The organism is uncultured Deefgea sp. (genome assembly GCF_947072475.1).
Lineage (GTDB): Bacteria > Pseudomonadota > Gammaproteobacteria > Burkholderiales > Chitinibacteraceae > Deefgea.
The window spans coordinates 1-10,865 of record NZ_CAMTIA010000078.1 but is presented as its reverse complement, the minus strand read 5'-3'; the positions used below and the strand labels follow the sequence as shown (position 1 = coordinate 10,865).

Annotated in this window: 11 protein-coding genes; 10 read left to right on the top strand and 1 reads right to left on the bottom strand. The window is 48.5% G+C overall.

Annotated elements, in window-relative coordinates; all coding sequences use genetic code 11:
- Positions 1–876 (top strand): hydrogen peroxide-inducible genes activator (locus tag Q0V82_RS15530; RefSeq protein WP_297577188.1); only part of this gene is annotated, 876 nt, incomplete at its 5' end.
- Between the two features lie 42 nt (positions 877–918).
- On the opposite strand, the gene Q0V82_RS15525 is transcribed toward Q0V82_RS15530, so the two are convergent.
- A complete protein-coding gene (locus Q0V82_RS15525) occupies positions 919–1,650 on the bottom strand; it encodes an SPOR domain-containing protein (protein WP_297577187.1) in 732 nt (243 codons plus the stop codon).
- 271 nt (positions 1,651–1,921) lie between these two features.
- Between Q0V82_RS15525 and ndk the strand changes: the two genes are divergently transcribed.
- The 9 genes from ndk to der form a co-directional block, all read left to right on the top strand.
- The gene (ndk, locus tag Q0V82_RS15520) at positions 1,922–2,347 is read left to right on the top strand and encodes a nucleoside-diphosphate kinase (protein WP_226763698.1); all 426 of its coding nucleotides are present in this window, start codon (positions 1,922–1,924) and stop codon (positions 2,345–2,347) included.
- 98 nt (positions 2,348–2,445) lie between these two features.
- A complete protein-coding gene (gene rlmN / locus Q0V82_RS15515) occupies positions 2,446–3,579 on the top strand; it encodes a 23S rRNA (adenine(2503)-C(2))-methyltransferase RlmN (RefSeq protein ID WP_226763697.1) in 1,134 nt (377 codons plus the stop codon).
- Positions 3,576–4,310: a type IV pilus biogenesis/stability protein PilW gene (gene pilW, locus Q0V82_RS15510; protein ID WP_297577185.1), complete on the top strand. Its 735-nt coding sequence runs from the start codon at positions 3,576–3,578 to the stop codon at positions 4,308–4,310. Before rlmN ends, pilW begins: the two co-directional genes overlap by 4 nt.
- Complete coding sequence (locus Q0V82_RS15505; protein ID WP_297577183.1) at positions 4,303–5,199, top strand: RodZ domain-containing protein; 897 nt, start codon at positions 4,303–4,305, stop codon at positions 5,197–5,199. Before pilW ends, Q0V82_RS15505 begins: the two co-directional genes overlap by 8 nt.
- Positions 5,200–5,203: 4 nt before the next feature.
- Positions 5,204–6,478, top strand: coding sequence for a flavodoxin-dependent (E)-4-hydroxy-3-methylbut-2-enyl-diphosphate synthase (gene ispG, locus Q0V82_RS15500; protein WP_297577182.1), 1,275 nt, complete (start codon positions 5,204–5,206; stop codon positions 6,476–6,478).
- A gap of 82 nt (positions 6,479–6,560) precedes the next feature.
- Entirely contained in the window at positions 6,561–7,829 is a 1,269-nt protein-coding gene (hisS, locus tag Q0V82_RS15495) for a histidine--tRNA ligase (RefSeq protein WP_297577180.1), read from the top strand.
- 18 nt (positions 7,830–7,847) lie between these two features.
- Positions 7,848–8,477 carry a tetratricopeptide repeat protein gene (locus tag Q0V82_RS15490; protein ID WP_297577179.1) on the top strand — a complete coding sequence of 210 codons (630 nt, stop codon included), beginning with the start codon at positions 7,848–7,850 and terminating at the stop codon, positions 8,475–8,477.
- 2 nt (positions 8,478–8,479) lie between these two features.
- Positions 8,480–9,604, top strand: coding sequence for an outer membrane protein assembly factor BamB (bamB, locus tag Q0V82_RS15485; RefSeq protein WP_297577177.1), 1,125 nt, complete (start codon positions 8,480–8,482; stop codon positions 9,602–9,604).
- A gap of 60 nt (positions 9,605–9,664) precedes the next feature.
- Positions 9,665–10,865: ribosome biogenesis GTPase Der (gene der / locus Q0V82_RS15480; RefSeq protein WP_297577176.1), on the top strand; the 1,201-nt coding region annotated here is incomplete at its 3' end.

The window sequence follows — 10,865 nt, the reverse complement described above, 5'->3', positions numbered from 1 at the left end:
GCCAATAGCTGTTTTGTATCGCAGCCGACGTTGTCGGTGGCCGTTAAAAAACTGGAAGAAGAGCTGGGTGTGGTGCTGTTTGAGCGCGCAGCCGGAGAGGTGACGGTCACGCCAAGTGGCGAGCGCATCGTTGAGCAGGCGCAGCGCGTGCTCGAGGAGGTGTCGATGGTCAAGCAGCTGGCCGAACAAGGTAAAGATCCGCTGGCTGGGGCTCTGCGCTTGGGGGTGATTTACACCATTGGGCCGTATTTATTACCGCATTTGATTCCGCAATTACGCCGTATCGCGCCGCAAATGCAGTTATTGCTCGAAGAAGATTACACCGTGCGTTTGGCCGAAATGCTCAAGCAAGGTGAGATTGATCTGGCGATTTTGGCGGAACCTTTTCATGAAGGGGGTATTTCGACCCAGGCTTTGTATGATGAGGAATTTGTGGTTGCAACACCGAAAGGGCACGAGTGGGAGTTGCTCGATTCGATCTCATCGGAACAATTGTCAGATGAAAATGTATTGTTATTGTCGCCGGGTAATTGTTTTCGCGATCAGGTTTTGCAAACCTGCTCCGATTTAAATCGTGAAAGTATGTCGGTGGGGAGTTTGCAGCGGACATTGCAAGGTTCGTCATTAACGACGATTCGGCATATGGTGGCGGGCGGTATTGGGGTGACCGTGTTGCCAGCAACGTCGGTGAGTGTGGCCGATGAAGCGTTGCTAACCTTACGCCCGTTCACTGAGCCCGTGCCTTCTCGACGCGTTATTTTGGCTTGGCGACGTAATTTCCCACGGCAGGCGGCGATCGAAGCGGTGCGGCAAGCTTTGCTGCAATCGGATTTAGAGCCGATTCATCGTTTACCGAATGCGCCGATCAATTCATAGTCTGTGACTAATTGAAATCCACGCTAGCCGATTTTTGATACTTTATTGCGTTCTTAATACCGGCTCAATTCCCAGCTGCCGCAGTTTTTTAACGGCGATATCGGCTTGTGATTTGCTCTTAAATGGACCAATTTGCACGCGGGTTTCTAGGTAGGCCGGAATGCCGGCAGTTTGTAGTTGCACCAGTAGTTTTTCGGCATTGTTGGCGTGCAAAAAGACGCCAGCTTGCACGCTATACCCTTGCTGCCCAGTGCTTGCTGCAGGGTAGTTATTGCTCGGTTTGACGGGCTGGCGAGTGGCCGTTGGCGTTGCTACATTGGGTGTTGGTACATTCATTATCGGTATTGGCAACGAATCCGACTTAGGCTCACTGCGAGTTTGCTCTGCCACCACGGTACGCTGTGCCGTTGCGCTTGGCTTGGGTGCCGGATTGCTAATGGCTTGAATCGGTGTTTGATTGTGACTTGGACTTGGACTTGGACTTGGACTCGGGGCGAGGGTTGGCATGCTGGCCACTTCACTGCTGATGCTCGGGCTGGGCGCTGTCGATTCGATCTCGGATGCCACAGTCAGTGGCGTGAGGATTTTTGCTGTTCCCACATCACTGGCAATTTTAACTTCAGGTACGGCATTTTTTCGTTCTTGATCAAACCATGCAATGGCACTCAGTACAATGCCGATCAATGCGGCAGCAATGCCGAGTCGCCACAAGAGTTGGGTTTTTAATTGCTGCTGTTCTTTCTGCTGCAAGATGGGGTCAAGTCCATCACTCATCGGTCAGGTGCTCGCTATGGTGTTATACTGCTGGGCTATTTGCCTCAGGTTTAAGAGCTTCAAGTCGCTTACTTAAATTCCCTATGTTGCGACTCGGTGGAGACGATGGTGATCCATCTTTGGTGTTGTCGCTGAGTTATGGGGATTTGGTCCAGGCTTGAATTTGGTCGACGTGAAATAAATATAATTCGCACGAGGCTAGCTTAAATTACATTACGCTGCAAAGTTTCTTTCGTTAAATTGAAAATAACGACTCACACTGGAGATAAAAATGGCTGTTGAACGTACCCTATCGATGATTAAACCGGATGCTGTTGCAAAAAATGTCATCGGTAAAATTTATGATCGTTTTGAAACTGCAGGTTTAAAAATCGCTGCGGCGAAACTAAAGCACCTCACCCGTGCCGAAGCAGAAGGCTTTTACGCGGTGCATAAAGAGCGTCCTTTCTTTGGCGCTTTGGTTGAGTTCATGATTTCAGGTCCAGTCATGATTCAAGTGCTAGAAGGCGAAAATGCGATGAAATTGAATCGCGATTTGATGGGCGCAACCAATCCAAAAGATGCCGCTGCCGGTACGATTCGTGCTGACTTTGCCGATAGTATTGATGCCAATGCGGTGCATGGCTCTGATAGTTTGGAAAATGCCGCGATTGAAATCGCTTATTTTTTCGATGCAGCTGAAGTGTACGCACGTTAAGTTTTAGCTTGTAAGTAGTGGTGGTAAAGACGCTCGCTTGGCGATCTCAGCGAGCGTCACTGATGAAATAAATGGCGTAAGCCTTGGTGGATAAAGACATGACAATAAATTTGTTGGATTACGATGCGGAGCGTCTAGGCCAATTGATGGTACAACTCGGTGAAAAACCGTTTCGTGCCAAGCAACTGATGAAGTGGATTCATCAGCGCGGCGTAGCGGATTTCGATGCGATGAGTGATATCGCCAAATCGTTTCGGCAAAAATTAGCTGTCGATGCCTGTATTGCACCACCGGCGATGATGGCCGAACAAATTGCCAAAGATGGCACCCGCAAATGGTTGCTGGATGTCGGTACGGGTAACGGGGTTGAGGCGGTGTTTATTCCCGAAGATGACCGCGGTACTTTATGTGTTTCCAGTCAGGTTGGTTGTGCGCTCGATTGCACTTTTTGCTCGACGGCACGGCAAGGATTTAATCGTAATTTATCGACTGCAGAGATTATTGGCCAATTATGGTGGGCTAATCGTCGCCTCTCTTTTGATGCGGCGCGCGTCGGTACTGCAACCAATGACGATACTCGGATTGTATCGAATGTGGTGATGATGGGCATGGGTGAACCCCTAGCCAATTATGACAATGTGGTTGCTGCGATGCGTTTGATGTTGGATGACAATGCATATGGCTTGTCACGTCGCCGCGTTACCTTATCGACCTCAGGCATGGTGCCGCAAATGGATAAGCTGCGCGAAGATTGTCCGGTAGCGCTGGCGGTGAGTTTGCACGCACCGAATGATGCGATTCGCGATGAGATTGTGCCGATTAATAAAAAATATCCGCTCAAACAATTGATGGATGCGTGCAATCGTTATTTAGAAAAAGCACCACGTGATTTTATTACCTTTGAATATGTGATGCTTGATGGCATTAATGATAAGCCTGAGCATGCGCATCAATTGGCGGCGTTGGCGCGATCGACTTCGTGTAAGTTTAATTTGATTCCGTTTAATCCGTTTCCGAATGCCGGTTATCAGCGTTCAAGCCGTGAGGCGATTCATCGTTTCCGGGATATTCTATTGCAAGCCGGTTACATCGTTACCGTGCGTAAAACGCGTGGTGAAGATATTGACGCCGCTTGTGGGCAATTGGCAGGGCAGGTTTTAGACAAAACTCGCCGCACGGAAAAAATGCTCGAAACTCGACCTATTTTATTTAAAACTGGAGGCGATGCGTGAAAAATACTTTATTGCTAGTGGCCTTGTGGCTTGGCCTAAGTCATTTTGCACTGGGCAATGAAGATTCTCGCGCCAGCGTTAGAACGCGGCTCGCGTCCGAATATTATAAAGTTGGGCAGTATCCTATTGCTGTGGATGAGGCCAAAAAAGCCATTGCCGCCGATGCCAAATATGTCTTGGCTTACAATGTAATGGCTTTATCGTATTGGGCCTTGGGCGATAAAACCACTGCGGCGGATATCTTTAAGCAGGCTTTAAAGATCGAGCCGAGTAACTCAGATGTGAACCACAATTACGCCAATTTTCTTTGCGCTAATGGCCAGGTTCAGCAAGCTGAAAGTCATTTTAATACCGCGCTCAGCGATCCTTTGTATCCCACGCCAGAAAACACCATGATGGCCGCAGCCAATTGCGCTTTAAGTAATCAAGATAACGCTTTGGCTGCGCAGTGGTATAAGAAAATCCTGTTACAAAGACCAAATTATTTACAAGCTAAATTTCAGCTGAGTAATTTAATGTTAAAGTCGGGGGACTTGCCTGAGGCGAAGCGTTTGTTTGTCGATCTATATCGATCGAGTAAGCCAACACCGGTTGAATTGCTATGGCTGGGAGTGAGAGTCGAGCGTGCGATTGGCAATAAAACCGCCGAGCAACGCTATGCCAAAGATTTACTCAGCGCTTTCCCCGATTCAGTAGAAGCCACTAAGTTACAGATTGGAAAATATGACTGATCAGTTTGAATCTTCATCGACCGCAGGCTTGTTACCTGCAGGTCGACAATTACGCAATGCACGAGAAGCTTTAGAATTAAGTCCAGAGCAGGTTGCTAACCAATTAAAACTCGCAGTGCGCCAAGTGATTGCAATTGAGCAAGAAGCCTTTGATGAATTGCCAAGCAATTTATTTATCCGAGGGTTTGTGCGTAATTATGCGCGACTGGTGCATTTGGATGCTGAGCCTTTGCTTGAGTATTTGGCGCAGGTTTTACCTGCAGAGCAAGTATCGACCACCTTACTCGATGCGCCTTTGGAAACCACAGGCACGATTCCATTTAAAAGTAAGCGTCGGCGCCCGTCATCGGCCATTGTCTTGATGAGTGTCTTGGGCTTGGCTTTGGGCGTGGGGTGCGTGTTTTGGTATTTACAGCAACCGGCGCATCCTGAGCTGGCTTTGCCAGAGATGGAAAATCAACCGATTGTGGATGTCATTGCTGCTTCTGCAGTGCAAGAAGAGCTTGTGGTCTTAGCCAGTGCCGCGAGTGCGGTTGCGCCTGTGGCCAGTTCGCCTCAGCTTGCTGCCACCTTGCCCGTTGCCAGCGCACCACAGACTAAAAAAGCGGCTGCGGTGCTTGCGAGTACAGCATCGGCAGTGGCTGACACACATGCAATTAAAATCACCTCGCAGACCGATAGCTGGGTGCAAATTGTGGATGCCAATGGCAATAAAGTGTTGTCCGAGATTATTCGTCCGGGTTACGAGCGCGTTGTGGCAGGTGTACCGCCCTATCGTGTGAAGATCGGTAACGCCCCAAAAACCCAATTGTATTTTAATGGTCAAAATGTGGATTTGAGTGCTTATCTCAAGCCCGGTTCTGATGTGGTTAATATGGAATTGAAATAATCGTATGTCGAGCCTGATTACACGTCGTAAAACCCGTCAAGTTCAAGTCGGCCATGTTTGGGTCGGTAGTGATCACCCCGTAGTCGTGCAGTCGATGACCAATACCGATACGGCCGATGCTGAAGGCACGGCAAGACAGATTTTTGAATTGTGGCGCGCCGGTTCTGAGGTGGTTCGTATCACCGTGAATAGCCCAGAAGCCGCAGCACAAGTGGGTAATATTAAAACCAAGTTAGAGAACTGGGGTTGTAAAGTGCCGTTGGTGGGCGACTTTCATTACAATGGCGATCGCTTATTGCGTGATTACCCTGACTGCGCGCAGGCCTTGGCGAAGTACCGGATTAATCCGGGTAATGTGGGTAAAGGCAGTAAACGCGACGAAAAATTTGCGTCGATGATTGAAAAAGCCATTGAATACAATAAAGCCGTGCGCATCGGCGTGAACTGGGGATCGCTCGATCAAAGCATTGCTGCGCGGATGATGGACGAAAATAGCAAACGTTCACAGCCATTGGGTGCCGATGCGGTGATGCGCGAAGCCTTAATAGTGTCGGCGCTCGAATCGGCTGAACAAGCGGTAAAGTGGGGCTTATCTCCCGATAAAATTTTGCTGTCGTGCAAAGTGTCTCACGTGCAAGATTTGATCGCGGTATACCGCGATTTGGGTGCGCGCTGTGATTACCCATTGCATTTGGGGTTGACTGAAGCGGGCATGGGTAGCAAAGGGATTGTGGCATCGAGTGCCGCTTTGGCGATTTTGATGCAAGAAGGGATTGGCGACACGATTCGGATTTCGTTAACGCCAGAACCCAATGGCGATCGCACCAAAGAAGTGATTGTGGCGCAAGAATTATTGCAAACCATGGGTTTGCGTAGTTTTACGCCCTTGGTCACGGCGTGCCCTGGATGTGGTCGTACTACGTCGACGGTATTTCAAGAGTTGGCACAAGACATTCAAAGCTTTTTGCGTGAAAAAATGCCGCTGTGGCGTAAAGACTATCCGGGTGTTGAAGAGATGAAAGTCGCGGTCATGGGCTGTGTGGTCAATGGTCCGGGTGAATCTAAGCTGGCTGATATTGGGATTAGTTTGCCGGGTACCGGTGAAGTGCCAGTGTGTCCAGTGTATGTCGATGGCGAAAAAGACGTCACGCTCAAGGGTGAGAATGTGGCCGTTGAGTTTCAGGCCATTGTTGAGCGCTATGTGATGACGCATTACGCGGTGGGCGGCTCAAAACGGCGTGAACAGGCAGCAAAAATTATTCCATTAACTTCAATTTGATTGGGTATTGCTCTGTAGCCTTTTTGTGTAATGGGCTGCAATCAAATACCCTTTCTTGATTTAATTTAAAGCATATAAAAATATGGCTCAAACCATCCAAGGTATTCGCGGCATGAATGATGTGCTGCCGCAAGAATCAAGTCGCTGGCAGTTTTTTGAACAAGTAACACGAGAATGGCTGGCCGCTTATGGCTATAGCCAGATTCGGATGCCGATTGTTGAATCAACGCATTTGTTTATTCGTGGTGTTGGTGAGCATACCGATATCGTTGAAAAAGAAATGTACGCCTTTGAAGACAGCCTTAACGGTGAAAAACTGACGCTGCGCCCAGAAGGGACCGCCGGTTGCGTGCGCGCCTGTATTGAGCACGGCTTACTTTACAATCAAACTCAGCGCCTTTGGTATACCGGCCCCATGTTCCGTCATGAGCGTCCGCAAAAGGGCCGCTATCGCCAGTTCCACCAAATGGGTATTGAAGCGTTTGGTTTTGCTACGCCAGATGTCGACGCTGAAGTGATTGTGATGCTGGCCGATTTATGGCCGCGCCTTGGTTTGAGTGGTATGAGTTTAGAGCTCAATTCTTTGGGCGATATTGAAGAACGCGCGGCACATCGTGCCAAGTTGATTCAATATTTGGAAGGGTATATCGATATACTCGATGAAGATAGCCAGCGCCGGCTGTATACCAACCCATTGCGTGTGTTGGATACCAAAAATCCAGCTTTGCAAGAAATGGCTGAAAATGCGCCGCAACTGATCGACTTTTTGGGTGAAGCATCAAAATCACACTTTGAAACGGTTAAAGCTTTGCTCGACGACGCAGGGATTGCCTATACCTTAAATCCACGCTTAGTGCGTGGCCTTGATTATTACAATCGTACCGTTTTTGAATGGACGACAACGCAATTGGGCGCGCAAAGTACCGTGGCTGCCGGTGGTCGTTACGATGGTTTGGTTGAGCAATTGGGCGGTAAACCTTGCCCGGCGGTTGGCTTTGCGATTGGGATTGAGCGCTTAATGCTGTTATTGGAAATCAACGAAGTTGCGATTCCAGCCCAGTTGCCCGATGTTTATGTGGTTCATCAAGGCGAAGCCGCCGCTCGAAATGCATTTACCGTGGCGCGTCAATTGCGCGCAGCCGGCTTGAATGTCATTTATCATGGCGGCAGTGGTAGTTTTAAATCGCAATTTAAAAAAGCCGATCAATCGGGGGCACGTTTTGCCGTGGTGATTGGTGAAGGTGAAGTGGCGTCTCAGACGGTTAATTTAAAAACACTGACTGGCGAGCAACAAGGCAAACAAGAAATCGTGTCGCAAGATCAGTTGGCACAAGTGATTCGCAGTATTTAATTTATTCAGGGGATAACCATGGCCGCATTTGATTTACAAGAACAAGAACAAATCGCCACCATGAAAGACTGGTGGCAAAACTGGGGTAAATGGTTGGCGCTCGGGTTTGCAGTATTTTTAATTTCGTTTGCGGCTTGGAAAGGCTGGCAAGGTTGGGAGAAACAGCAGATTGCCAAAGCGGCTGAGGTCTATGCCCAGATTGAAAATAACCTGACTGATGATGGCAAATTTAAGGCCGGTGTTGCCTTATTGAAAAGCGACTATAGCAAAACGCCTTATGCGCCCCGTGCCGCTTTAATTGCCGCTAAATTAGATTATCTCAAGGGGGACGCCGCTGCTTCACGCACGGAATTGACTTGGGTTGTTGATCACAGTAAAGAAGCTGCATTACGCGATACAGCGCGCTTGCGATTAGCCAGTATTTTGGCCGAAGAGAAAAAATATCCTGAAGCGTTGGCACTATTGAAAACGCCAGAAGAAGAGGGTTTTTCTCCGCTTTACGCCGAGCTACGCGGTGATATTTTCCACGCACAAGGCCAAACTGCGGCTGCCGCTGATGCCTATCGTCAAGCCATTGCCAAGCTGCCAAAAGACGCACCGAATTTGAAATTGGTAGAAATTAAGCTGGATGTATTGGGAGATAAGTAAGCATGAAATGCCTTCGTCCATTATTGCTACTCAGTGTCTTTGGAATTAGTGCTTGCAGTACCATCAGTAATGCGCCTGAACCCGCTACTTTGCCTGTTGTTACTGCTAAGGGTAATACCAAGGTTGATTGGAAAGCCTCATTGGGTGGGAAAACTGAATATCGTTTTCAACCTGCATTTAATGGTGATTTGATTGCTGCGGTAGGCGGCAATAATGAATTGGCGCTGTTTGAGCGAGCTAGTGGCAATAAGCGCTGGCAAATTAAAATTGCTCAGCCAATCGCAGGTGGTGTTGGCATTTCTGGTGGTGTAATTGCGGTTGGTAGTACCAATGGTGATGTGCTGACTTATGACTTAACAGGGCAGGCCATTTGGTCGGAAAAAGTCAGTAGTGAGGTGATTTCTGCGCCCGTTGTCAGTGATGACTTGGTGATTGTTCGTTCTGGCGATGGCAAAGTCAGTGCTTTTTCTGCAGATAAGGGCGAGCTCAAGTGGATTTATCAGCGTCCTCAGCCGGCTTTATTGTTGCGAAATTATGCCCCGCCTGTTGTAGCGGATGGCGTAGTGTATGTCGGGCAGGCTGCAGGGCGTTTGACTGCGATTTCAATCGCTGATGGTCGTGTGCTCTGGGAGGCACCAGTGGCTTTGCCGCGTGGTGCGAGTGAACTTGAGCGCGTGACTGATATTGTTGCCCCTCCTGTGGTGCGTGGCGATATGGTTTGTGCCGTGGCTTTCCAAGGACGCGTTGCTTGCCTTGGTGCCAAGCAAGGCAATTTACTCTGGACTCGTGAGATTTCCAGCTGGACGGGCTTAGCGATTGATGGTCAAAACGTGTATGTTACCGACGCCAAAGGGCAAATTAATGCCTTTGAACGCACGACTGGCCGCAGTATTTGGCGTCAAGATTTATTAGCGAACCGATTGATTTCTGCGCCGGCGATGTTGGCTGGCAATATATTGGTCGGTGATTTAGATGGTTATATTCATGTTTTAAACCCAGAAGATGGTCGCTTTGTTGGGCAATTGCCTACCGATGGTGGCCGCATTTATTTAGCACCGCAATCTGATAGTTCGCAAGCGATTGTTCAGACCGGAAAAGGCAGTATTTATCTGCTCGGCACTCAGTAATACCCATCGACATTAAGGCTGCGCTGTTGCGCCGTCATATGGATGGAATAAGGAATTGAATTGAAACCAACTATTGCCCTCGTCGGGCGCCCCAATGTGGGCAAATCAACACTATTTAATCGTTTAACCAAAACCCGTGATGCTTTGGTGGCCGATCAGCCTGGCCTAACGCGTGACCGTCACTACGGGCATGGTAAAGTCGGTGAAAAGCCGTACTTGGTGATCGATACCGGTGGATTTGAGCCGGTGATTGATGAAGGTATTATGTTTGAAATGGCCAAGCAGACTTTGCAAGCCATTGATGAAGCTGATGCCATTATTTTTATTGTTGATGGGCGTAATGGCTTAACACCGCAAGACAAAATGATTGCCAATCGTTTGCGTCAAGGTGATCGTCCGGTTTGGGTGGCGGTCAATAAAATTGAAGGCATGAATAGCGCGGTGATGACTGCCGAGTTTCATGAGTTTGGTTTAGGTGACCCAGTTGCGATTTCAGCTTCGCATGGCGAGGGCGTTCGTCACCTGATTAATGAAATCTTGGAAGGTTTCCCTGATCCTGAGCCAGAAGAAGAACAAACACACCCTAAATTTGCCATCGTGGGTCGTCCAAACGTGGGCAAGTCCACTTTGGTGAACGCCATTCTTGGTGAAGAGCGCGTGATTGCTTTTGATGCGCCAGGTACAACGCGTGATTCTGTGGCTATTGATTTTGAACGAAATGGCGCCAACTATACGGTAATCGATACTGCGGGTGTACGTCGCCGCGGTAAGGTGACCGATATGATTGAGAAGTTTTCGGTCATTAAAACCATGCAAGCAATTGAAGATTGCAATGTGGTGATTTTAGTTTTGGATGCAACACAAGATGTGTCCGATCAAGACGGTAAGATTGCTGGTTTTGTTTTAGAGTCTGGCCGCGCTTTGGTTGTGGCGATAAATAAGTGGGATTCAGCTAATTTAGAGCAAAGAGAAATTATTAAGCGCGATATGGCGCGTAAATTGGCCTTCCTTGATTTTGCTAAGTATCACTATATTTCGGCGTTACAAGGCAGTGGCGTTGGCGATTTGTTTGGTTCAATTAATCAAGCTTATGATGCCGCGATGATTAAGATTCCTACGCCAAAACTCACGCGAGCATTGCAGTTAGCGATGGAGCGTCAGCAGCCGCCATTGGCAGGCAAAATTCGCCCGAAAATGCGTTATGCCCACCAAGGTGGTAGTAATCCACCGGTTGTGATTATTCACGGTAACGCTTTGGAAG

Bases quoted from the DNA above. Each gene is read 5' to 3' on its own strand.
- Q0V82_RS15505 (WP_297577183.1), top strand. From the start codon at position 4,303: ATGACTGATCAGTTTGAATCTTCATCGACCGCAGGCTTGTTACCTGCA.
- Q0V82_RS15525 (WP_297577187.1), bottom strand. From the start codon at position 1,650: ATGAGTGATGGACTTGACCCCATCTTGCAGCAGAAAGAACAGCAGCAA.
- hisS (WP_297577180.1), top strand. From the start codon at position 6,561: ATGGCTCAAACCATCCAAGGTATTCGCGGCATGAATGATGTGCTGCCG.
- Q0V82_RS15490 (WP_297577179.1), top strand. From the start codon at position 7,848: ATGGCCGCATTTGATTTACAAGAACAAGAACAAATCGCCACCATGAAA.
- rlmN (WP_226763697.1), top strand. From the start codon at position 2,446: ATGACAATAAATTTGTTGGATTACGATGCGGAGCGTCTAGGCCAATTG.
- ispG (WP_297577182.1), top strand. From the start codon at position 5,204: ATGTCGAGCCTGATTACACGTCGTAAAACCCGTCAAGTTCAAGTCGGC.
- ndk (WP_226763698.1), top strand. From the start codon at position 1,922: ATGGCTGTTGAACGTACCCTATCGATGATTAAACCGGATGCTGTTGCA.
- bamB (WP_297577177.1), top strand. From the start codon at position 8,480: ATGAAATGCCTTCGTCCATTATTGCTACTCAGTGTCTTTGGAATTAGT.